The organism is Nocardia rosealba (genome assembly GCF_020216065.1).
Taxonomy (GTDB): domain Bacteria; phylum Actinomycetota; class Actinomycetes; order Mycobacteriales; family Mycobacteriaceae; genus Nocardia; species Nocardia rosealba.
In genome coordinates this window covers 387131-410139 of record NZ_JAIWNA010000006.1, presented here as the reverse complement: position 1 = coordinate 410139, position 23009 = coordinate 387131, and the positions used below count along the sequence as shown (strand labels likewise).

General features: G+C 68.1%; 20 protein-coding genes and 1 tRNA gene. 13 read left to right on the top strand and 8 right to left on the bottom strand.

All coding sequences use genetic code 11. The features are described from left to right. Positions 1 to 34: 34 nt before the first annotated feature. The 5 genes from LDL21_RS23130 to LDL21_RS23110 all read left to right on the top strand — a co-directional run bounded on the left by LDL21_RS23130 (position 35) and on the right by LDL21_RS23110 (position 5552). The gene (locus LDL21_RS23130; protein WP_181700219.1) at positions 35 to 235 is read left to right on the top strand and encodes a heavy-metal-associated domain-containing protein; all 201 of its coding nucleotides are present in this window, start codon (positions 35 to 37) and stop codon (positions 233 to 235) included. 20 nt (positions 236 to 255) lie between these two features. After that, a complete protein-coding gene (locus LDL21_RS23125) occupies positions 256 to 1185 on the top strand; it encodes a DUF8832 domain-containing protein (protein ID WP_225281698.1) in 930 nt (309 codons plus the stop codon). Positions 1186 to 1241: 56 nt separating this feature from the next. Then, positions 1242 to 3491, top strand: coding sequence for a heavy metal translocating P-type ATPase (locus LDL21_RS23120; RefSeq protein ID WP_225281697.1), 2250 nt, complete (start codon positions 1242 to 1244; stop codon positions 3489 to 3491). Between the two features lie 143 nt (positions 3492 to 3634). After that, complete coding sequence (locus tag LDL21_RS23115) at positions 3635 to 4774, top strand: serine hydrolase domain-containing protein (protein ID WP_225281696.1); 1140 nt, start codon at positions 3635 to 3637, stop codon at positions 4772 to 4774. A gap of 4 nt (positions 4775 to 4778) precedes the next feature. Next, positions 4779 to 5552: a MerR family transcriptional regulator gene (locus LDL21_RS23110; RefSeq protein ID WP_225281695.1), complete on the top strand. Its 774-nt coding sequence runs from the start codon at positions 4779 to 4781 to the stop codon at positions 5550 to 5552. 58 nt (positions 5553 to 5610) lie between these two features. Here LDL21_RS23110 and LDL21_RS23105 read toward each other — a convergent pair whose 3' ends face one another. Next, positions 5611 to 6324 carry a DUF6636 domain-containing protein gene (locus tag LDL21_RS23105; protein ID WP_225281731.1) on the bottom strand — a complete coding sequence of 238 codons (714 nt, stop codon included), beginning with the start codon at positions 6322 to 6324 and terminating at the stop codon, positions 5611 to 5613. A 259-nt stretch (positions 6325 to 6583) separates the two neighbouring features. Between LDL21_RS23105 and LDL21_RS23100 the strand changes: the two genes are divergently transcribed. After that, positions 6584 to 7228, top strand: a complete 645-nt coding sequence (locus LDL21_RS23100) for a histone deacetylase (protein WP_225281694.1) — start codon at positions 6584 to 6586, stop codon at positions 7226 to 7228. 34 nt (positions 7229 to 7262) lie between these two features. Continuing rightward, positions 7263 to 8675, top strand: a complete 1413-nt coding sequence (locus LDL21_RS23095) for a lipase maturation factor family protein (RefSeq protein ID WP_225281693.1) — start codon at positions 7263 to 7265, stop codon at positions 8673 to 8675. A 37-nt stretch (positions 8676 to 8712) separates the two neighbouring features. Here the strand turns inward: LDL21_RS23095 and LDL21_RS23090 are convergent. Continuing rightward, a tRNA-Gly gene (locus LDL21_RS23090) sits at positions 8713 to 8785 on the bottom strand. Between the two features lie 222 nt (positions 8786 to 9007). Here LDL21_RS23090 and LDL21_RS23085 point away from each other — a divergent pair. Continuing rightward, positions 9008 to 9424 (top strand): hypothetical protein, encoded by a 417-nt coding sequence (locus LDL21_RS23085; RefSeq protein WP_225281692.1) that lies wholly within the window; start codon positions 9008 to 9010, stop codon positions 9422 to 9424. Between the two features lie 52 nt (positions 9425 to 9476). Here the strand turns inward: LDL21_RS23085 and LDL21_RS23080 are convergent, their stop codons facing one another. Then, positions 9477 to 10238 (bottom strand): lysophospholipid acyltransferase family protein, encoded by a 762-nt coding sequence (locus LDL21_RS23080; RefSeq protein WP_225281691.1) that lies wholly within the window; start codon positions 10236 to 10238, stop codon positions 9477 to 9479. 65 nt (positions 10239 to 10303) lie between these two features. Between LDL21_RS23080 and LDL21_RS23075 the strand changes: the two genes are divergently transcribed. Both LDL21_RS23075 and LDL21_RS23070 read left to right on the top strand, forming a co-directional pair. After that, positions 10304 to 11191 (top strand): hypothetical protein, encoded by an 888-nt coding sequence (locus tag LDL21_RS23075; protein ID WP_225281690.1) that lies wholly within the window; start codon positions 10304 to 10306, stop codon positions 11189 to 11191. Between the two features lie 114 nt (positions 11192 to 11305). Next, the gene (locus tag LDL21_RS23070) at positions 11306 to 12841 is read left to right on the top strand and encodes a Rieske 2Fe-2S domain-containing protein (RefSeq protein ID WP_225281689.1); all 1536 of its coding nucleotides are present in this window, start codon (positions 11306 to 11308) and stop codon (positions 12839 to 12841) included. 62 nt (positions 12842 to 12903) lie between these two features. On the opposite strand, the gene LDL21_RS23065 is transcribed toward LDL21_RS23070, so the two are convergent. The 5 genes from LDL21_RS23065 to serS all read right to left on the bottom strand — a co-directional run bounded on the left by LDL21_RS23065 (position 12904) and on the right by serS (position 19677). Further along, on the bottom strand, positions 12904 to 13950 hold the full coding sequence (locus LDL21_RS23065; RefSeq protein ID WP_225281688.1) for a Gfo/Idh/MocA family protein: 1047 nt from the start codon (positions 13948 to 13950) through the stop codon (positions 12904 to 12906). A gap of 114 nt (positions 13951 to 14064) precedes the next feature. Then, complete coding sequence (locus LDL21_RS23060; RefSeq protein ID WP_225281687.1) at positions 14065 to 15015, bottom strand: DMT family transporter; 951 nt, start codon at positions 15013 to 15015, stop codon at positions 14065 to 14067. 82 nt (positions 15016 to 15097) lie between these two features. Further along, positions 15098 to 16366, bottom strand: a complete 1269-nt coding sequence (locus LDL21_RS23055; protein ID WP_225281686.1) for an MFS transporter — start codon at positions 16364 to 16366, stop codon at positions 15098 to 15100. A 158-nt stretch (positions 16367 to 16524) separates the two neighbouring features. After that, complete coding sequence (locus LDL21_RS23050) at positions 16525 to 18342, bottom strand: putative bifunctional diguanylate cyclase/phosphodiesterase (RefSeq protein ID WP_225281685.1); 1818 nt, start codon at positions 18340 to 18342, stop codon at positions 16525 to 16527. A gap of 78 nt (positions 18343 to 18420) precedes the next feature. Beyond that, positions 18421 to 19677 (bottom strand): serine--tRNA ligase, encoded by a 1257-nt coding sequence (gene serS / locus LDL21_RS23045; RefSeq protein ID WP_181700185.1) that lies wholly within the window; start codon positions 19675 to 19677, stop codon positions 18421 to 18423. A gap of 80 nt (positions 19678 to 19757) precedes the next feature. Here serS and LDL21_RS23040 point away from each other — a divergent pair, with 80 nt between their 5' ends. From LDL21_RS23040 to LDL21_RS23030, 3 genes are read left to right on the top strand one after another with little or no spacing between them, the layout of a single operon-like run. Next, on the top strand, positions 19758 to 21455 hold the full coding sequence (locus LDL21_RS23040; protein WP_225281684.1) for an aldehyde dehydrogenase family protein: 1698 nt from the start codon (positions 19758 to 19760) through the stop codon (positions 21453 to 21455). Between the two features lie 41 nt (positions 21456 to 21496). Next, entirely contained in the window at positions 21497 to 22561 is a 1065-nt protein-coding gene (locus LDL21_RS23035) for a septum formation family protein (protein ID WP_225281683.1), read from the top strand. Further along, positions 22558 to 22908: a metallopeptidase family protein gene (locus LDL21_RS23030; RefSeq protein ID WP_067495311.1), complete on the top strand. Its 351-nt coding sequence runs from the start codon at positions 22558 to 22560 to the stop codon at positions 22906 to 22908. The genes LDL21_RS23035 and LDL21_RS23030 overlap by 4 nt, the downstream gene beginning before the upstream one ends. Positions 22909 to 23009: the final 101 nt, after the last annotated feature.

Genomic DNA, 23009 nt, shown 5'->3' with positions numbered 1-23009 from the left:
TATGGTAATGATGACGACAAAAGAGGAGAACAGCATGAGCACCACCGTGACCGTCACCGGTATGACCTGCGGCTGCTGCACCAACAAGGTGCGCGACAAGGTCGGCGCCCTGCCCGGCGTCACCGGCGTCGAGGTCGACCTGGCCGCAGGCTCGGTGACCATCGACGGCGCCACCCCCGACCGCACCGCCCTCGCCGACGCCGTCACCGCGGCCGGCTTCCAGCTCGCAGACTGAACCCGAAACGGAGCATCCCGATGAACGCAACAGGCAAGTTCGCCGGATTCACCCTCGGCCTCGCGGCGGTCTTCGGGATCGCTCTGGGTGTCGGCGCCCTGGTCGGTCCGGAGCCCACGCAGGCTCCGGCCGGGCACGGGGAGCACGCGGCGGCGGCACCGGCCGGCGACCTGCCCGGTGGCCTGCTGGTCACCGACCAGGGCTACACACTGGCCCTGGACACGACGGTCGTGAAGAGCGCGGCGCAGACGCCCGTCTCGTTCCGCATCCTCGACGCGACCGGCGCACCGCTCACCGAGTACAAGACCAGCCACGACAAGGACCTGCACCTGATCGTGGTCCGCCGCGACATGGCCGCCTTCCAGCACGTCCACCCGGTTCTCGACGCCGCGGGCACCTGGTCGGTGCCGCTGAACCTGAGCCGGGCGGGCGACTACCGGGTGTTCGCCGACTTCACCCCGGCGGGCGGGTCGAACCTGACCCTCGGCGCCGACCTGCGCGTGGCAGGCAACTACGACGTGCAGGCGCTGCCCGCCCCGGCGACCACCGCCAAGGTCGGCGAGTACACCGTCGCGCTGAACGGAACCGTGAAGCCTGGCGAGTCCTCGAAGGTCACGCTGTCGGTGAGCCGCAACGGCACCCCGGTCACCGACCTGCAGCCCTACCTCGGCGCCTACGGCCACCTGGTCGCCCTGCGCGCCGCCGACCTCGCCTACCTGCACGTTCACCCCGAAGGCACACCCGGCGACGGCGTGACACCGGCCGGTCCCGGCATCGACTTCGTGGTGAACGCGCCGAGCGCGGGCGACTACCGCCTGTTCCTCGACTTCCAGCACCAGGGCGTGGTCCGCACCGCCGAGTTCACCCTGCGCGTCGCCCAGTCGGGTGCGAGCACTCCCGCCCCGACCAGCGCACCAGCCGACCACGGCACCCCCGGCCACGGCCACTGAGCACCACCCGCAAACCTTCAGCAAGAATCGATATCAGGAAACGATCGGAGCATCCCATGACCGCCGTGACACACCCACCGGGCACCGGCCAGGTAGAACTGGTGATCGGTGGCATGACCTGCGCTTCCTGCGCGAACCGCATCGAGAAGAAGCTCAACAAGCTCGACGGCGTCACCGCGACCGTCAACTACGCCACCGAGAAGGCGCGCGTGGATGTCACCGGTGACGTGTCCCCCGAGGAACTGATCGCCACCGTCGAGCAGGCCGGCTACACCGCGGCACTGCCCGCCCCGAAGCAGCCCGAGACCACCGACGCGCCCACCGAGGACGACCCGACCGCGTCGCTGCGCACCCGCCTGCTGGTGTCGCTGGTCCTGACCGTCCCGGTGATCGCGATGGCGATGATCCCCGCCCTGCAGTTCACCAACTGGCAGTGGCTCTCGCTCACCCTGGCCGCACCGGTCGTGATCTGGGGCGCGCTGCCGTTCCACAAGGCGGCGTGGACCAATCTGAAGCACGGCACCGCGACCATGGACACCCTGGTGTCGATGGGCACGCTCGCCGCGTTCGGGTGGTCGCTGTACGCCCTGTTCTGGGGCACCGCGGGCACACCGGGCATGACGCACCCGTTCGAATTCACCATCGCCCGGATGGACGGCACCGGCAGCATCTACCTCGAGGCCGCCGCGGGCGTCACCACGTTCATCCTGGCCGGACGCTACTTCGAGGCCAGGTCCAAGCGCCGCGCCGGTGCCGCGCTGAAGGCGCTGCTCGAGCTGGGCGCCAAGGACGTGGCCGTGGTGCGTAACGGCGTGGAGACACGAATCCCGGTGGAGCAGTTGGCCGTCGGTGATGTGTTCGTCGTCCGCCCCGGTGAGAAGATCGCCACCGACGGTGTGGTGACCGAGGGCAGTTCCGCTGTCGACGCCGCCATGCTCACCGGCGAATCGGTGCCGGTGGAGGTCGGCGTGGACGACACCGTCACCGGCGCGACCGTCAACGTCGGCGGACGACTCCTGGTGCGCGCCACCAGAATCGGCTCCGACACCCAACTCGCCCAGATGGCGCAGATGGTCGAGGACGCCCAGACCGGCAAGGCACAGGCCCAGCGACTGGCCGACAAGATCTCGGGCATCTTCGTCCCGATCGTCATCGCGCTGGCCGTCGCGACCCTCGGGTTCTGGCTCGGCACAGGCGGTTCCATCGCCGCCGCGTTCACCGCCGGAGTCGCGGTGCTCATCATCGCCTGCCCGTGCGCCCTCGGCCTGGCCACCCCGACCGCACTGATGGTCGGCACCGGACGCGGCGCCCAGCTCGGCATCCTCATCAAGGGCCCCGAGATGCTGGAATCGACCCGCAAGGTCGACACCATCGTGCTGGACAAGACCGGCACCGTCACCACCGGCAAGATGACCCTGCTCGACGTGATCCCCGCCGAGGGTGAAGAGCGCGCCCGCGTGCTGGAACTGGCCGGTGCGCTGGAGGATTCCTCGGAGCACCCGATCGCCCAGGCGATCGCCAAGGCCGCACGCGATGCCGGAACGTTGCCCGAGGTGGAGGGTTTCGCCAATATCGAGGGTCTCGGCGTGCAGGGTGTCGTCGACGGTCACGCCGTGATCGTTGGCCGGGCCCGGCTGCTGGCCGACTGGTCCCAACCCCTCGGTGACGACCTCGCCACCGCCATGGCCGACGCCGAATCGACAGGCAAGACCGCCGTGGCGATCGGCTGGGACGGCAAGGCACGCGGCGTGCTCGTGGTCGCCGACGCGGTGAAACCGACCTCGGCGCAGGCCATCTCGCAGTTCCGCGAGCTCGGCCTCACCCCGATCCTGCTCACCGGCGACAACACCCGCGCGGCGAACGCCATCGCCGCCGAGGTCGGCATCGAACAGGTGATCGCCGAGGTGCTGCCGCAGGACAAGGTGGAAACGGTCAAGCGGTTGCAGGCCGAGGGCAAGGTCGTCGCCATGGTCGGTGACGGTGTGAACGACGCACCCGCCCTGGCCCAAGCCGATCTCGGCCTGTCGATGGGCACCGGCACCGACGTGGCCATCGAGGCCGCCGACCTCACCCTGGTGCGAGGTGACCTGCGGGCCGCGGCCGACGCGATCCGCCTCTCACGTCGCACCCTGGCCACCATCAAGGGCAACCTGTTCTGGGCCTTCGCCTACAACGTTGCCGCGATCCCGCTGGCCATGGCGGGCCTGCTCAACCCGATGCTTGCCGGTGCCGCGATGGCATTCAGCTCCGTCTTCGTGGTGAGCAACAGTCTGCGGCTGCGACGGTTCAAGTCGACCGCGCAGTAGCAGCGCGAAAAGAGCGGGGCGGCAGATACTTTGCCGCCCCGCTTTTTCGGTGATCCAGATCACTCTTGTGGTTGACCTAAGGTCAGGGTGGAGCCTTGGTCGCAGCGGCAGGAAAGCCGAATACGCGAAGAGGAGCGATCACCATGTCGAACACGAAAACCCTTGCCACCCAGGACCGTCCGGAGCTCCAGGAACTCATCGAGCGCATAGTCGACAGCGGTTTCGTCGGTGCGTCACTGCGGGTGAACGACGAGCGCGGCGAGTGGGCGGGCAGCGCGGGAGCAAGTGAGCTCGGCGTCACCACACCGCCGCCCGTCGATGGTCACGTCCGAATCGGTAGCAACACCAAGACTTTCACCGCCGCCATCGTGCTGCGGCTGGTCGCCGAGGGCCGGATCGAGCTGGACGTCCCGGCGATCCACTACCTGCCCGACTACGCACTCGACGAGCGGGTCACCGTCCGAATGCTGTTGCAGCACACCAGCGGAATCTTCAACATCACCGGCGAGCTGTACGAGGACGGCACCATCGTCCCCGGCGTGCCCTCCACTATCGCGGGCAAGGAGTGGGTCGACAAGCGGTTCGAGACCTACCGACCGGAGGACCTGGCGAACCTCGCCCTCTCGAAGCCGGCGCGATTCGAGCCGGGGACCGGGTGGAGCTATTCGAACACCAACTACATCATCGCCCGGTTGCTGGTAGAGCAGGTCACCGGCCGCTCGCTCGCCGAGGAGGCGCAGCGCCTGATCTTCGGCCCGCTCGGCATGACCGACACCGTGCTGCCCGGCGCCTCGACAGATCTGCCCGAACCGCACCCGCACGCCTATTACCGCTACAGCGACGGCGGCGAGCAGCACACCGTCGACGTCACCCTGCACAACCCGTCCTGGGTCTGCACCGGCGGCGACATGATCTCGACCACCGCCGACCTGCACACCTTCATCCGCGCCCTGCTCGACGGCACGCTGCTGCCCGAACCGCTGCTGGCCGAGATGCTGCGAACCCACGACACCGGGATCCCCGGCATGCCCTACGGGCTCGGGGTGTTCGTGCAGGAAACCGCGGGCGGCGCCACCTTGATCACCCACAACGGCGGGATCGCCGGTTACGCGACACTGATGTACAGCACTCCCGACGCGAGCGTGACCATGACCGCGTACCTGACCTTCGTCGACGACGCGGAGATGACAATGGCCCCGGCGTTCCAGGTGACGCAGAAGTCGCTGATCGACGCCGTGTTCGCCGGCGAACCGGGAAACCCGGTGGCGGACAAGGCAAGCTGAGCGCATGCGGAACGGGGTGACGATCGGACAGGCGGCGGCGTTCGTCGGTGTCACGGTGAAGACGGTGCGGCACTATCACAAGCTCGGCCTGGTGACCGAGCCCGAACGGGACAGTGCCGGGTATCGGCGGTACGGCTCGGCCGAACTGTTGCGGCTGGTCCAGGTGCGGACGCTGGCCGCCGCCGGGGTGCCATTGGCCGACATCGAACCCCTGCTCGACGCCGACGCCGACCAGTTCGCCACCGCCCTGGCCGAGGTGGGGCGTCAGCTCACCGAGCGCATCGAGGAGCTGACCGCCCGGCGCGACACCCTGCACCGGCTCAGCGACGGCAACCGAGCCCTGCTGCCCGACCGCGCGGTCGCGATGCTCGAACGGATGCCGAGCCTCGGTTTTCCCGAGGCCGAGGTCGCGGCGACCAGGGAGGGCTGGGTGCTGGCACGGGCCCTGGTCCCCGACGGGTTCGACGACTACCTCGCCGATGTCGAGAACGCCATCGAGGACCCGGATTTCGTCGCCCTGCTGCGGCGCGGTGTCGAGGCCGCGGCCTGGGCACCCGACGATCCGCGCATCGAGGAACTCGCCACCGAGATGATCGAGCACTACCTCGCCCACCCAGCGCATCTGAGAATCGTTACCGCCATGCAGGCTCGCACCGAGGCCGCGACCCGCTACCAGCTCATCGCCCACCACGGCCACGAACCCACCTCGACCGCGGGCGTGCTCGGCGCCCTCGTCGAGACCAAGCTGCGTGCGGCGGGCATCCACATTCCGAGGTAGTGCCGCGGCGCTGCCACACGGCAGCGCGAGCTCCGGCGTGTGGCGATGCCGTTCGAGCTCAGAAGGTGTGCTGGTCGTCGGCCGAGATCGCGAAACCGTGACCACCCGACATGCAGCGGACACCCTGCGAGGACGAGCTGCAGGTGTAGCCGTTGACGGTGAGGGATTCGGCGTAGTTCAGCACCACGCCGCCTGCGGGCGAACCGTCCTGTGGAATCCCGACGAAGATGCCCTGGCTGGTGCACAGGAGTTCCGACTTGCCCTGGTAGAGGTGCGCGGCGACCTTGCGGTCGGGGGCGTCGGTGCAGTTCGGCAGTTTCGGCGAAATGTAGTTCGTGGAGGCCAGCTGACAGCCGACACCGTAGGGAGCCTGGGTGAGGATGCCGCAGTAGATGTTCCCGGACGGTGACCGGAAGTAGTGGCCGCCGTCGAGCTGGAACTTGCTCGCGTCGACGGGGGTGAAGCCATCCTTGCTCGGAGCCGGGGCGGCCGTCGGTTTCGGGGTATCCGGTGCCTGGGTGTCGGGGCTACCCGCCCCCGGCGAACCCGCGCCGGGCGAACCCGCGTCAGGCGAACCTGTCCCCGGCGAACCCGCGCCAGGTGAGCCGGCACCAGGTGCGCTGGACGGCTGACCCGTGCTCGGTGCGGGCGAGGCATAGGTGGCCGAGTGCTGAGTGGTAGTGCTCGGCAGGCTCGAACCCGACTCGGTGCCGCAAGCGGTGAGCCCTCCGGTCAATGCCACAACAGCTGCCAGCATGAGGACTGTACGCATGAAAACATCTCCGCTCGTTTGGCTTTCCCGACCGAATGGTCATTCGTTCAGAACGCGGCTAACCGTTACAGTCGAGCCCCGTTATCTCGTGTCGCTGCATTGTTTTCGGTCGATCCCAGCCTGTCCCGACTGGCAGTTTCCAGACCGAACGTTCTAGATTCTTGCGTCCTTCGGTTTTCCCGCCCTCGCAGGGACAATCGAAGGGGTGGATCAATCCGTTTCTTCGGCATTCGAACCGTGACTGATCAGGAATGAGCCTGTGACACAACAGATCTGGTATGCGGCATATGGCTCCAACATGTGCGCGGCCCGCTTCGACTACTACCGGCTCGGTGGCACACCACCCGGCACGGACCACCTCTACGCAGGCTTCCGCGATCCCACCCCACCCGCGAAGACCACCGCGCTCACCGTGCCCGGCACCGTGTATTTCGCCTGGCAGAGCCCGGTGTGGACCGGCGGCGTCGCCTTCTACACCGACCAACCGGCACCCGGGTGGCCGAACGGTGCCGTCGCCAGGGGGTATCTGCTCACCCTCGACCAGTTCGCCGACCTGCTCGACCAGGAGATGTACCGCACGCCGGGCCACGGCTTCGACGTGTCACGGGTCGTCGAGGAGGGACGGGTCCGCTTCGGGCCGGGCCGCTACGAAACCGTCGTCCATCTCGGTGACGAGGACGGCGTGCCGATCCTGACGTTCACAGCCCCCTGGCTGCCCGAAGCTGTTGAGGTACAGCCCCCTTCGGCCAGATATCTCGCCATGATCGGGGCCGGACTACGCGAAGGTCAGGGGTGGGACACCGACCGGATCGTCGATTACCTGCGGGTGCGGCCCGGTGTCGCCGGACAATGGGACGAGCGCGAACTGCGCGCCGCCCTGTTATCGACGCACGACACCGGGTAGTCCACCGGAGGGCAGATCTCCCAGGAGCGAGCGCATGGAGTGGTTCGCGGCACCGGAATACTGGTACGGCAGGCTGATCTTCCAGCGCGGCCTGGCGGTGATCTACGCCGTCGCCTTCCTCACCGCCGCACTCCAGTTCCGGGCGTTGCTCGGCGAGCGCGGCATGCTGCCGATTCCGCGTTTCCTCGAACGCTCGTCGTGGCGGCGGTCGCCGAGCCTGTTCCATCTGCGCTATTCGGATCGGCTGTTCGCCGCCGTGTCGTGGACGGGGGTGGTGCTCGCGGTCGCGGTGGCGGCGGGTCTGGCCGACGCGGTGCCGCTGTGGGCGGGCATGCTGCTGTGGTTCGCGCTGTGGGTGCTGTATCTGTCGATCGTCAACGTTGGTCAGCTGTGGTACGGCTTCGGTTGGGAATCATTGCTGCTCGAGGCCGGTTTCCTGGCGATATTCCTCGGCAATGACACCGTCGCACCGCCGCTGCTCGTGCTGCTGGCCGCGCGGTGGCTGTTGTTCCGGGTGGAGTTCGGGGCCGGACTGATCAAGTTGCGCGGCGATCCGTGCTGGCGCGACCTGACCTGCCTGTACTACCACCACGAAACCCAGCCGATGCCCGGTCCGCTGAGCTGGTTCTTCCATCACCTGCCCAAACCGCTGCACAAGGTGGAGGTGGCGGCCAATCACTTCGCCCAGCTCATCGTGCCGTTCGGGTTGTTCGCACCGCAGCCGGTGGCGAGTATCGCGGCGGCGATCGTCATCGTCACCCAGCTGTGGCTTGTGCTGTCGGGCAATTTCGCCTGGCTGAACTGGGTGACGTTGCTGCTCGCCGCCACCGCGCTTTCGCTGCCCGGCGGACAGCCCGCACCCGCTGCGCCCGGATGGTTCGTCGGCGTCTGCATCGCCTACGTGGCCGTCGTGGTGGTGGCCAGCTACCGGCCGGTGCGCAATATGCTCTCGCCGAATCAGCAGATGAATGCCTCCTTCGACCCGTTGCACCTGGTCAACACCTATGGTGCGTTCGGATCCATCGGCCGCACCCGCTACGAGATCGTGCTGGAGGGCACCGACGACACCCACCTCACCGACGACACCGTGTGGCGCGAATACGCGTTCAAAGGCAAACCGGGCGACCCGCGTCGCATGCCACGCCAGTTCGCGCCCTACCACCTGCGCCTGGACTGGCTGATGTGGTTCGCCGCGATCTCCCCCGCCTACGCCCGCTCGTGGGCGCTGCCGCTGACCGCGCGGCTACTGCGCAACGACCCCGACACCCTGCGCCTGCTCGGTCCCAACCCTTTCCCCGACGCCCCGCCGCACTATGTGCGGGCCCACCTCTACGAATACGAGTTCAGCACCCCGGCCGAACTGTTCGGGCAGCGAATCTGGTGGCGCCGCACGCTGATCGGCGAGTTCCTGCCGCCACTCACGCGTGACCGCCTGAACCGGTACTGACAGCAGAAAGCCCGGCATCCAGGCCGGGCTTTCGTTGAGCGGATGACGAGATTCGAACTCGCGACCCTCACCTTGGCAAGGTGATGCGCTACCAGCTGCGCTACATCCGCGTGCACGTCCTCGGCCCGATCCGGGCCTCGTGGTGCGAGAAGGAACTCTAGCGTGTGCTCCCCCGAAACACGAAATCAGGCCCCCTTGACCACCGCTCGGATGGTCTGCCGCCCTGGCGATCGGGCACATCGTTAAGCCCGCAATAAGAATGCGGAAGCCGTTGTGCCGGAGACTTATTCGCAGGTAGGCAACCATTGCCGCCACTCAGGGGAGGTAAGGGATTGAAGACTCTCGGACTGCTCACCGCCGCCGTGGCTGTGACGACCATCATGGTCGCGGGACCCGCGCACGCCGACATCACCGATGCCGTCGGATTCGTCGACACCACCGACAACGGTGGCGAGGAGGGTTTCAGCGACTACGCCATCGACATCAACCACCCCGGTTCCTGCCTGGTGGTGCAGAACCACACCGGCGGCCGGGTCCGCATGCGGTTGGACTACCCGACCAGCCGGGGCTCCTGGTTGTTCGACCACGACGACGTCAAGATCGTCACCCGCGAGGGCAACGCCGTGAAGTCGCCGTCGGGCCGGTGGCATGTGCGGGTGAACCCGCCGATCACCCCCGTCTGGACCTACGACGCCAACCGCAACGCCAGTTGGGGCTGCAACGGCTCGTGGGTACTGAGCATGAACTGATCGGGGGGTGTCGGGCCCGGAGCACAGATCTGCTCCGGGTCCGACGCGCGTCTCAGTTCTCGGGGTTCGCGCGCTGAGCGGTCTTGCGCGCCAAACGTTCCGCGGCCTCGGCGTTGTCGAGGGCGGTGGCCTCCTCCAAGGAGGGAGCGCTGCCGCCGAGGCGCTTGGGCACCCAGTAGGCGCCGGGCTCGTGTTCGTAGTCCTTCTGCAGGTCGGCGAGCATGGCCTGCATGGTTCCGCGCAGCTCGGCGGTCAGGTCGCCGACGGGTTCGTAGGGCTTGATCGGCTTGCCGACGGCGATGGAGATCGGGGTGTTGGTGCGGCCCAGGCGCTTCGGGAAACCCTTGGTCCACACGCGCTGGGCACCCCAGATGACGATCGGGATGATCGGCACGTCTGCCTCGAGCGCCATGCGGGCCGCGCCGGACTTGAATTCCTTGATCTCGAAGCTGCGGCTGATGGTCGCCTCGGGGTACACGCCGACGAGTTCGCCGTCGCGCAGGTACTTCACCGCCGACTTGTAGGAGTCGGCGCCCGCCGTGCGGTCGACCGGAATGTGTTTGAGGGCGCGCATGATCGGGCCGGAGATCTTGTTGTCGAACACCTCCGCCTTCGCCATGAACCTGATGTAGCGCTTGGGGGTGCGCGCGGGCAGGCCGGCGTAGGTGAAGTCCATGTAACCGGTGTGGTTGATCGCCACCACGGCACCACCTGTCGCGGGGATGTTTTCGGCCCCCTTGACGGTGAACTTCAGACCTTCGAGGAAGAAGACGGTTCGGGCCAGGCCGATGATCGACCGGTAGACGGGTTCCACAATTCAGCTAGCGTAGTCGCAGATCGCCGCTTCCGGCACCCGGCCAAGGAATGAGGAACGTCGAAGTGCAACGCGCTCAGCTGCCCCCGTTTGCTCCGACCCGCCGTGCCAGCGCGCTGGCCGCGGGACTGACCGCCGCCGCGCTGATCGCCGGCTGCGACTCGGTATCGGGCATTCCGGGCGACGAACAGGTGGCCGCGCCTGCCACCAGCACCTCGGCAGCCGCCTCGTCCTCGACCGCCACCGAGGCCGCGACCACACCGGTACCGACCACCGAGCCGCTGCCCGCCGACGCACCGCAGGTCGGCGCGGTGGCGAGCAATCCGGATGCCGTGACCGCCGTGCGCCGCTGGGCCGCCGACCTGCGCTCGTCGACCGTCACCGAGCTACAGGCCAAGTGCTGGACCATCCCGCCACGCACCGTCGCCGACATGTACGTCGACCCGCAGTCGATCCTCGCCGCCCTGAGCAGGCCGGGCACCGCCACCGCCGACACCGTCACCTGGCGCAACGCGACGACGACGATCACCGTGGAGCAGCGCGACATCGCCACGGGCTACGCCTGCGGCCGGGTGTTCGCCGCCGGTGTCGAGCCGGGTTACGACGAGGCCGACGCGCGTCACACCGTTCGCCGTTACCTGGCCCGCGCAACGGGCAAACCTCTCAACCCGGACGACACCGAACAGATCCACCCTCTGACCTGCGCGGCGAGCTCAGCCACCTGGGACCCACAGGGCTCCGGCAACCCCACAGCACCCCCGCTGGCCACCGACTCGGGCAAAGTAGGCAATGTCACCTCCTTCGCCGACCAAGAGCTATCATCCGAACGAGTTCAGGGGGATTACCTGGCGGTTCAGGTCCCGGTGACCACCTCCCCCGGGGGCACCAGGACGCGCACATTCACCGTCGTCTCGACCCCCGAGGGCTACTGCATCGGTGATGTAACGGTTTAGCCACTACCCTTGTTGGCTGGTGCCGCCGCAGTGGTCAGAGCTCGGCGGCGGCTCGCGTCACCAGGTCGAGCCCGGTGCGTCGGCGAATCAGATCCTGGTAGGAGGACATAGCTCGTGCAGATCACCAGTGTCGGACATGCTGGCTTCCACATCCGAACCGAGGCCGGGACCATCCTGTGCGACCCGTGGGTGAACCCCGCCTACTTCGCGTCGTGGTTCCCGTTCCCGGACAACACCGGCCTGGACTGGGCGGCGCTCGGCGACGTCGACTACCTCTATGTCTCGCACCTGCACCGCGACCACTTCGACGCCGCGCTGTTGCGCGAGCACGTCAACAAGGACGCGACGGTCCTGCTGCCCGACTACCCGGTGCCGGATCTGCGCCGCGAGCTCGAGTCGCTCGGCTTCACCAAGTTCTTCGAGACCGAGGATTCGGTCAAGCACACCGTCACCGGGCCCAAGGGTTCGCTCGACATCATGATCGTGGCGCTGCGCGCGCCCGCCGACGGCCCCATCGGTGACTCGGGCATCCTCGTCTCCGACGGCGGGACCACCTGCTTCAACATGAACGACGCCCGTCCCGTCGACATGGACGTGATCCACGACGCGTTCGGGCACATCGACATTCACCTGCTGCAGTACTCGGGTGCCATCTGGTATCCGGCCGTCTACGACATCCCCGCGCGCACCAAGGCCAACTTCGGCAAGCAGAAGCGTCAGCGCGGCATGGACCGGGCCCGCTCCTACATCGAGCAGGTCGGCGCCACCTGGGTGGTGCCCTCGGCCGGCCCCCCGGTGTTCCTCGACGACGAACTGCGCTACCTCAACGACGACCGCGGCGACGAGGGCAACATCTTCCCCGACCAAATCGTGTTTCTCGAGCAGATGGAGATCCACGGCAACAAGGGCGGGATCCTGATGATCCCCGGTTCCGTCGCCGACGTGCGCGGTTCCTCGTTGGATCTCACGCACCCGTTCGACCCGCAGCGCATCTACGGCGACAAGGCCGCCTACATCGCCGACATGGCCGAACGCTTCGCCCCCGTGCTCGCGGCTGAGAAGGCCACCTGGGAGCACGGCGAGGGTTCGCTGCTCGAGCCGCTGCGCGAGCTGTTCGAGCCGATCATGAAGCAGAGCGCGCTCATCAGCGACGGCATCGGTTACCCCGTGGGCCTGGTGCTCGGCGAGGAAACCATCGTCCTGGACTTCCCGCAGCGCACCGTGCGCGAGCCCATCGAGGGCGAAGGCCGCTACCGCTACGGCTTCCGCATCGCCCCCGAACTGGTACGCACCGTGCTGCGCGACGACGAACCGGACTGGGTGAACACGATCTTCCTGTCCACCCGCTTCCAGGCGTGGCGCATCGGCGGCTACAACGAATTCCTCTACACCTTCTTCAAGTGCCTCACCGACGAGCGAATCGCCTACGCCGACGGCTGGTTCGCCGAGGCGCACGACGACTCGGCCACCATCGAACTCGACGGCTGGGAAGTGCAGCGCCGCTGCCCGCACCTCAAGGCCGACCTGTCGAAATTCGGTGTGGTGGAAGGCAACAACCTCACCTGCAACCTGCACGGGTGGCAGTGGGACCTGGAGTCGGGGCGTTGCAAGACGTCCAAGGGGCACGAACTGCGGTCCCAGAAACTCTGAGGTTCGGATTCGGGACGGGCGGTGCGCTGACGGCACCGCCCGTTTCTCGTTTCCGGCGCGGTTCAGTCGTCTTCGGGCGGGGTGGCGACGTGGCGGGCGTATTCCAGGATGCGCAGAGTTTCCACGGCGTCGCGTGGGTCCACCGGGACCGGTGCCTCGGCGAGTAGCGCGGCGGCCATCTGGGCGTAGAAGGCCGGGTAGTCACCGGGGAGGGTGGGGATCGTCTTCAGGTCCTCGCCTGCGCCGAAGGTGCCCCATTTGTCGGGAGTGACTGTGCCCCAAGGTTTTCCGTCGTCCGGGCGGCGGCCGGCACGCAGGTCGTCTTCCTGGGGATCGAGGCCCGAGACCGTGTAGCCGTTGGTGGAACCGAGCACGCGCATGCGTGGACCCAGTTGGGGCGCAACGGCACTCATCCACAGGTGCGAGCGGACGCCGGAGGCGTGGGTGAGGGCGACGAAGGCGTCGTCGTCGGCCTGCACGTCCGGGCGGCGCTGGTCGAGTTCGGCGTACACCTCGGTGACCGGGCCGAAAAGGGCGAGTGCCTGATCCACCAGGTGACTGCCCAGATCGAACAGGATCCCCGCCCCGTCCTCGGCGGAGCCGACCTCACGCCAGCCGCCTTTCGACACCGGCCGCCACCGCTCGAACCGCGACTCGAACCGGCGGACCTCGCCGAATTCGCCCGCCTCCATCAGCGCTTTGACGGTCAGGAAGTCGTTGTCCCAGCGGCGGTTCTGGAAAACACTCAGCGGCAGCCCCGCCCGCTCCGCCACCGAAACCACCTCTTCGGCATCGGCCGACTTCACCGCGAACGGTTTGTCGACCACCACCGGCAACCCCGCGACCAACGCCTTCACCGCCAGCTCCGCATGCGTCCGGTTCGGTGTCGCGATCACCGCCAGATCCACATCGTCGGCCTCGGCGAACATCTCCTCCGCGCTCTCCCACACCCGCACCCCCGGATGCTGCGCCCGCGCCTGCGCCGCCCGCTCCGCCGACGACGTCACCACCGCCGCCACCCGCATCCTCGGCTCCGCCGCGATCAACGGCGCATGAAACACCGCCCCCGCCAACCCGAACCCGACAACCGCAACCCCGAGCTGATCCATCCCGACCCTTCCGTCGACGATCCCCGCCCGAGTATCCCCTCCTTGTTCACCGCTTCGGTAGTTTCTCCACGGCCTGGCGCAGGAATGTACAGCGCTCGTCGTGACAACGGTTGGTCAGCTGCGGCGATTGTCGGCTGACGAGGTGGTGGCGCGGCTCGCCATGACAACCGCGACCAGAACGAGCACGCAGCTCAGGACTGCGAGCGGGGCGAGGCGGCCGTCGGCGGCGTCGAGGAGGAGGGCTGCGACCAGTTGGCCGGCCACCGAGGTGAGGCCGAGGAGGAGGACGCCGATCATGCTGACGGTGATCGCGGCGAGGGCGATGAAGGCTACGCCGATCAGGCCGCCGAGGTAGAGCCATGGGGTGGTGGGGAATTGGGTGGGGAGGCCCTTGGTGAGGAGGGTGTAGGTGTCGAAGAGGCAGAGGGCGATCAGGCCGACGGTGAAGTTGACGAGGGTGGCGGGGAAGGGGCCGCCGACTGCGCCGACGCGGCCGTTGACCGCCTGCTGCCAGGCCAGGCCGATGCCTGCGAGGGCAGGTAGGGCGATGAGCAGGTGGTCGGGGACACCGGTGTCGGCGGGGGCGGGGGCGTCGCGGCCGCTCGCCGCGAGGACGACACCGATGATGCCGAGGCCGGCGGCCAGCACCCGCCACCAGGTGATCGGTGTCCGGCCGTTCGGTGCGAGACCTACCCGGTCGACGACGAGGCTGCTGAGGAGCTGGCCGGCGACGACGGCGACGGTGAATGCCGTGACGCCGATGGCGGCGATGGTGAGGCCCTGACTCGCGACGAAGAACGCACCGCACACACCGCCCAGGAGGTACCACGGGCGCAGGCTGCCGTCGGTTGTGGCGGTGCGGACCGAGCCGAGGCCCGATCGCAGGGTCGGGCTGACCGCGAAGGCGATCAGCAGGGCCAGCAGGCCGATTCCGAAACTGATCGTGGCGGCTGCGACGCCGTCGCCGAGTTCCGCTCCGAGTGCCCCGTTGATCCGTCCCTGCACCGCGACACCGCCGCCGATGCAGAACCCGAAGATCGCTCCGAGACCGTTGCGCCCGACCACTCCGCCCTTTCCGCCGTCGTAGCTTTCGACACTACCGATGCGCGAACCGACAGCGGCTGGGTGACGATCGGGTCGTCCACGATCACTTCCGGCCCGGCAACCAACTCGGTGCGACCAGCCCGGCTGCCAGCAACACCACGCCCAAGCCGGCGATCGCCACAGACATCGAAACCCACTGGGTGGCAGCGGCGACGACACCGAAGACGGCCAGCGCAACCACCTCTGACAGCAAGCCGACGACGGAGGTGACCGTTGCGCGGGCGCGGCCTTCGATCGCGTCCTGCAGGCGCGCGCCCGCGACGACCTCGGCATTGAAGTCGATCCCGTACGCCACGGCGATCCCGACGAATCCGATCCACAGCAGTCCGGCGCCGACAGCCAACGCACCGGCTATGAACAAGATCCCCGCGACGAACAGGGCGACTCCGACCAGCCGGGCGGGCGCGGACTCGGTGCGCCCCGCCAACAGCGAACCGGCCAGCGAACCCGCGACGGTCACGCCGACGAGCAACGCCGAGGTGGCGGGCGAGGCGCCGCCGGAAACAGCGAGCAGGCCGAAGTATTCGTCGAAAGCGGTGACGCCGTAGAGAAGCGCGCCGAGCAACACGCCGCGACGCACTCGCCGCACATGCATCGATTCGGCGATCCCGGTCCGGAGCATCGCCACATACCGCTTGCGCACCGGTCGATCCGCCTCGACAACGCCCGCTGGTGCGGTAACCCCGGGAGGTGGCGTTGCGTCGTCGTCCAGAGCATCGACTTCCGTCGCCGAAATGGCCACCGGCGCACGGGGCAGTGCCAGCGCGGTGACGGTGTGGACGACACCGACGCCGACACTCACCCAGCCGACCAGGCCATACCCACCCCACGCGAAAAGCGGTGCGGCCGCGACGATCGCGACGAGAACGGTCGTCTCCTGCGCAGCCCGAGCCCAGCCCATGATGCGCGCGTACTGAGCGGTTTCCCCACGCGCCACCAGGTCGTCGTAGATCAACGCCTCGAACGTGCCCGATTCCAGCGCACCGGCGATCCCCCACACGACGAATCCCACCGCGAACCCGGCGAACGACGGCGCGACCATCCAGATCGTGAACCCGGCTGCCTGCAGCACCGCGCTGAAAACGAGCAGACCGCGCCGCGACACCGTGTCCGCCCACGCCCCGGAAGGCACCTCGAGCAGGAACGCCGTCACCGACCACAGTGCGAGCAGCAACGAGATCTGCGCGGTTCCGAGACCGTGATCAGCGAAAAGCACACCGTAGAGCGCGTAGATGGGCAGCAGATCCCGCGAGCCCTTGAACAGCACCGCGCGGACCCCGAGCCCACGCACACTGCCGGGCGCACGACTCACCGCCGCCACCAGGCGCCTACACAGCGAGAAAGGTCAACAGGCGTAAACAAGCATCCGCATGCGTCCATCGTTCGCCACCGCCCACCACCCGTCAACCGACTTTTCGTCATGCGGCCGCTCCTGCGCGGCCGCGGACCGGGCACAGCTTCGAAGCCGGCTCAGCCGAGGGGGATCCAGCCGTTGGCGGCGAGGGAATCGTCGTCGTCGGAGTGGGGGGTGTTGAGGTCGTTGATGAGGTCGGCGACCGGGTGGGAGTCGCTGTAGTGGTAGCCCTGGGCCAGGGCGAAGCCGAGTTCGGTGAGGACGGCGGCCTGGTATTCGGTTTCCACGCCCTCGGCGATCACCTGCAGGTCGAGGGATTTGCTGAGGGCGGCGATGACGCCGAGCAGGGGTGGGGCGGGGGAATCGGAGCGGATGGCGGCGACGAAGGACTGGTCGACCTTCAGGATGTCGCTGGGGATGGTGGCCAGGCGGCTCAGCGAGGAGTAGCCGGTGCCGAAGTCGTCGATGGCGATGCGCACGCCTCGGTCGCGCAGGGTGTGCAGGTTGGCGATGGCCGTCTGGGATTCGGCGGCCAGTTCGCTTTCGGTCACCTCGAGCACGAGCTGGTCGGCGGGCCAACCGGTGTCGTTGAGGATGGTGGCGACCCGTTCGGCGTAGTCGGTTTCGGCCAGTTCCAGGCCGGAGACGTTCACGTTCAGCGTGAGGTTCAGGGAGGCGAAGCTCTCCTGCAGGCGGGCGGCGTCGGCGCAGGCGCGGCGCAACACCAGTTCGTCCAGGTCGGAGATGAGGTCGTATTCCTCGGCGACCCGGATGAGGCCCTCGGTGGTGACCTCGGGCTGCGCGTTGGACGACCAGCGCAGCAACGCTTCGACACCGACGGCCTGGCCGCCGTCCTCGGTGAGGCTGACGATCGGCTGGTAGTGCACGTCGAGGGCGCCGCTGTCGATGGCCTCGCGCAGCTCGACTGCGAGCGGCAACTGCCGCGACGATTCGAGCACCGTGCGGTTGCGTCCGGCCTGCTTGGCCCGGTACAGCCCCACATCTGCACGGCTGATCAGCAGCGAGCCCGACTCGCCCGGCTGCCACGACGTGACACCGGCCGAACAACCCATGGTCACCGCCGCACGCAGCTGTTCGGTGAGCAGGATCGCGGCCTGCTCGGTGGTGCCGGGCAGCAGCAGCGCGAACACGTCGCCGCCGAAGCGGGCGAGCACCTGATCGGGGGCGAGCAGGTCGAGCCAGGTGTCGGCCACGCGCTGGAGAACGGCGTCGCCGGCACGGTGGCCGAGGTGGTCGTTGATCTTCTGGAAGCGGTCGAGGTCGACCAGCACCAGCGACAGACCCTGACCACCGCGTCCGGCCGCGTCGATCGCCGGGTTGAGCTGCTTTTCGAAGCCGCGCCGGTTGAGCAGGCCGGTGAGTACGTCGATATCGGCGTCGGACGCCATGCGGGTGAGGATGCCGACCACCACCCCGGCCCCGAAGGTGACCCCGGCGGGGATCAGGCCCGACCACCACGGCAGCCCACGGTCGGGCAGCACCCACAGGCACAGCACCATCGCGAAGCCGATGTGCGCGGCGGCCTGCGGCCAGGCGAAGAACAGTGCCGCGTCGCAGGCGATGAAGACGTAGAACGACGCGAGCGTGATCCCGCCGACGAGGTTCGGGAAGGAGTGCACCGCGATGGTGACCAGCACGGTCGCGGTCGCCAGGTAGAGGTGGTGCAGCGCGTGCGGCATGCGCGGGCCCCAGGCCAGCAGCGTCAGACCGAGCAACAGCGCGACCGCGGCGGCGGTGCCGACCAGCAGTCTGTTGCCGTCGTCGCCCGGTGCGACGGCAGTGATGGTCAGGCCGAGGACACCGCCGAGAACGTAGAACGCCCCCGTTGTCCTGGCCATGACTTTTGCCGTCGCCAACGCCGATGCCGCCCGCACCCGGGTTCGGGTATCGCCGCGCGCCCCGATTCCTCGCACGAGCACCAGCCTAGATGTTGTTCGGTTCCGATGTTTGCCACATCACATAAATGCCTGACCAGCAAACAGTGGAAAGCTCTACGGTGTCAAAACGTCGGTGCCGACGAACGGCACCAGCGCCTCGGGCACCCGGACCGAACCGTCGGCCTGCTGGTGGTTCTCCAGGATCGCCACGATCCAGCGGGTGGTCGCGAGCGTGCCGTTCAAGGTCGCCGCGATCTGGGCTTTGCCGTTCTCGTCGCGGTAGCGGACCGAGAGCCTGCGCGCCTGGAAGGTCGTGCAGTTGGAGGTGGAGGTGAGCTCGCGGTAGGTCTGCTGGGTCGGCACCCACGCCTCGCAGTCGAACTTGCGCGCGGCCGAGCTGCCGAGGTCGCCCGCGGCCACGTCGATCACCCGGTAGGGCACGTCGATCGCCGCGAGCATCTCGCGTTCCCAGGCGAGCAAGCGCTGATGCTCGGCCGAGGCCTGCTCGGGGGTGGTGTAGACGAACATCTCCACCTTGTCGAACTGGTGCACCCGGATGATGCCCCTGGTGTCCTTGCCGTAGCTGCCCGCCTCGCGACGGAAGCACGACGACCAGCCCGCGTACCGCTTCGGGCCCGCGCTCAGGTCGAGGATCTCGTCGGCGTGGAAGCCTGCCAGCGGCACCTCCGAGGTGCCGACCAGGTACAGGTCGTCCTCGGCGAGGTGATAGACCTCGTCCGAGTGCTGACCGAGGAAACCGGTACCGGCCATGATCTCCGGCCGGACGAGCACCGGCGGGATCATCATGGTGAAACCGTTCGCGACCGCCCGCTGCGCGGCCAGCTGCAGCAGCCCGAGCTGCAGCAGCGCGCCGTGCCCGGTGAGGAAGTAGAACCGCGAACCCGACACCTTGGCGCCGCGCTCCATGTCCAGCAGCCCGAGCGACTCGCCGAGCTCCAGATGGTCCTTCGGTTCGAAGTCGAACTGCGGTGGGGTGCCGACGGTTTCGAGCACGACGTAGTCGTCCTCGCCGCCGGCGGGCGCACCCTCCTGGACGACATTGGAAATCGCGCGATGCGCGGCGTCGAGATCGGCGTCGGCCGCGCTCTGGGCGTGCTCGGCCTCTTTGACCTTGGCCGACATGTCGGTAGCGGCGGCCAGCAGCGCGGGACGTTCTTCCTTGCTCGCCTTGCCGATCACCTTGCCCATGGCCTTGTGCTCGGCACGCAGGGAGTCGGCCGTGGCGACGGCGGCGCGGCGGGCCGCGTCGGCTTCTAGCAGGGCGTCGACGAGCGCGGGGTCCTCACCGCGGGCCCGCTGCGAGGCACGGACGGCTTCCGGGTTCTCGCGCAGGAATCGGAGGTCGATCATGAGAAAACAGCCTAGTTGTTTACGCGATCCTCAGAATTTCGGCCTATGCCAACGTGCCCGGGCGGGGGCATAGTTGCGGGGTGAGTACCACTTTCGACACCGCCGTCATCGATACCGCGCTCGACGATCTCACCGAGGGGGCGAAAACCTGGGCCGCGACCGATCTGCGCCGCCGCCGCGAGCTGCTCGACGAGCTGCACGCGCTCACCGCCCGCGACGCCGAGTCGTGGGTGGCTGCGGCCAGGACGATCAAGAAGCTCGACGCCGACAGCCCCCTGCTGGGCGAGGAGTGGATGTCGGGCCCGATGACGCTGCTGGCGGGCGCCAAGGCGCTGAGCGAGTCGATGGCGGCGCTCGAGCGTGGCGCGAGCCCGATCGACGGCGTCGACCTCGGTACCGCGCCCGGCGGCCGGGTGAGCGTGCCCGCGCTGCCACACGGCTTCTACGACTGGCTGCTGCTCAACGGGTTCAGCGCCGAGGTGTGGTTGCGTCCGGGTGTCGACGCGGCTACCGCGCGGCGCAAAGCCGGTCTGGCCCAGCGTGATCCGAAGCAGACCAACGGTGTCGGCGCGGTACTCGGCGCGGGCAACATCATGTCCATCGCGCCGCTGGACACCCTCTACGAGCTCTACGCCAACAACCGGGTGGTCGCGCTCAAGCTCAACCCGATCACCGATCCGCTGCTGCCGGTGTTCCAGGCGGTGTTCGCCCCGTTCATCGAACTCGGCGTGGTACGCATCCTCACCGGCGGCGCCCCCGAGGGCGGGTACCTGGTGAACCATCCGAAGGTCGACCACGTGCACATGACCGGCGGCGCGCCGACCCACGATGCGATCGTGTGGGGTGTCGGTGAGGACGCGCAGCGCCGCAAGCAGGCCGGCGAGCCCGCGTTGAGCAAGCCGATCACCAGCGAACTCGGCGGCGTCGCGCCGTGCATCATCGTGCCGGGCAAGTGGAGCAAGGCCGACCTGAAGTTCCAGGCCGAGCACGTGGCGACGATGCGCCTGCACAACGGCGGCTACAACTGTGTGGCCGCGCAGACGGTCGTGCTCAGCGCCGATTGGGACCAGAAGGAACAGTTCCTCACCGAACTGCGCGCCGCCATCGACAACGCCCCCGTCCGCACCGCCTACTACCCGGGCAGCGACACCCGCGTCGAGGGCGCGCTGACCAGCTACCCCGACGCCGGGCGGGCCAACGGCCGCGTACTGGTCGAGAACCTGCCGATGACCGGCACACCATTGCTGCGTACCGAGTACTTCTCCCCCGTCCTCGGCGTGGTCGAATTGCCCGGCACCGGCGCGGAATTCCTCGACGGAGCGGTCGATTTCGCCAACGACGAGTTGATGGGCACGCTCGGCGCCAATCTGCTCGCCCACCCGGCGACCATCAGCGAACTCGGCGACGCCTTCGACACGGCTGTGGCGAACCTGCGCTACGGCACCGTCGCGATCAACTCGTGGACCGGTCTGGCGTTCCTGACGCCACGTGCGAGCTGGGGCGCTTTCCCCGGGCACACCATCGACGACATCCAGAGCGGCATCGGCGTCGTCCACAACGCCTTCCTGCTCGACGATGTCGAACGCACGGTGGTGCGCGGACCGTTCCGCCCGGCGCCCCGATCGCTGTTCGCGGGCGAATTCGCCACCACCCCGAAACCGCCGTGGTTCGTCGCCAACAAGACCGCCGCGGCCACCGGTCGCAAGCTCACCGGCTTCTACGGTGACGGCAAGCTGCGCAGACTGCCCGGCATCTTCGTCTCGGCTCTGCGCGGCTGAGCCCGCCCGCCGCGTCGATCGGCTCCCATACAATCGCCGTCGTGTCCGATCATCAGAGCGACCCGGCCGAGAAAACCGCTGAACGCGGCGCCGGTCCGCTGCATCTGTCGGCGACGAAACTGCGGTGGGGACTGCTGATCGGCGCGCTCGGCGCGGTGCTCGCGGCGCTGGTCACGATGACGGTGACCGGTTTCGAATCCGACAAGGTGGAGGCACACCAGCCCGGCGCCGCGCCCGTGGTCAGGGACAAGGAGTTCAGCAGCGCCAACGAGGGCGACTGCCTGACCTGGGGCAAGCCCGACCGCAGCGACCTGCTGAAGGTGAACTGCGCCGACCAGCACCTGTTCGAGGTGGCCGGTGTCGTCGACTTGAAGGCCTACCCGGGTCGCGAGTTCGGCGACGGCACCCGGCACCCGGACTCGTTGCGGATGACCGAGCTGCGCGACGAGCACTGCGTGCCCGCGGTGCAGCGCTACCTCGGCGGGCGGTTCGATCCGCGCGGCAAGTTCATGGTGAACGTGATGTCGCCGAGCCCGGCGGGCTGGCAGCACGGTGACCGCACGCTGCGCTGCGGTCTGCAGGTGGCCGCCACGTCGACCAGTCCGGCCTCGACCGGTTCGGCGACCCAGGGCGACCAGTCGAAGGTGCACGCCGTCGGCACCTGCCTCGGCATCAACCAGAACCTGCCGACCGATCCGGTGGACTGCGCGCAACCGCACGCGGTCGAGATCGTCGGCAACGTCGACCTGGGGAAGAACTTCACCGGTGGACCGCCCTCGGAGGCCGATCAGGACAAGTTCGTCGAGGCCGAATGCAATCGGTTGTCCGCCGAGTACCTCGGCAGCCCCGACGCGATCCGCAACAAGACGCTCACGCTGTTCTTCGACTATCTGGAACCGACCAGTTGGCTCGCCGGCAGCCGCCAACTCGACTGCTGGCTCGGAAAGGGCGCCGACCGTGAGGGTTTCGCGCCGATCGTCGGTTCGGCGCGCGGGGAAATCCTGATCGACGGACAGGCTCCGGTCCCGCCGCCCAACACCGGCCGCTCCACACCGGCCCCGCTGCCGGGCGCCGCACCGCTGCCGCCGCAGCCACAACCGCGATGACCGAACGGATGTCGCCCGACCGGTTCGAGGAACTGGTCGGCGACGCGCTCGACCTCATCCCACCCGAGCTCACCGGGGCGATCGACAACGTCGTTGTGCTGGTGGAGGCGCGTAATGACGAGGAGCCCTCGCTGCTCGGGCTCTACCACGGCGTCGCCCTCACCGAACGCGACAGTTACTACGCGGGTTCGCTTCCCGATACCGTAACCATCTATCGGGAGGCTATTCTCGACATCTGTAGCAGTGACGACGAGGTGGTCGAGGAGGTCGCGATCACCGTGATCCACGAAATAGCACACTATTTCGGGATTGACGACGACCGGCTACATGAGCTGGGATGGGGCTAGCGAAGTTGGGTGGGGAAATCGATGGAACCGAACGACCCGCTCTCGCGTCCTATCACTCGTAGGGGGAATTCTCGTGGTTCCCGTTAGTCGCCACTAGAAGG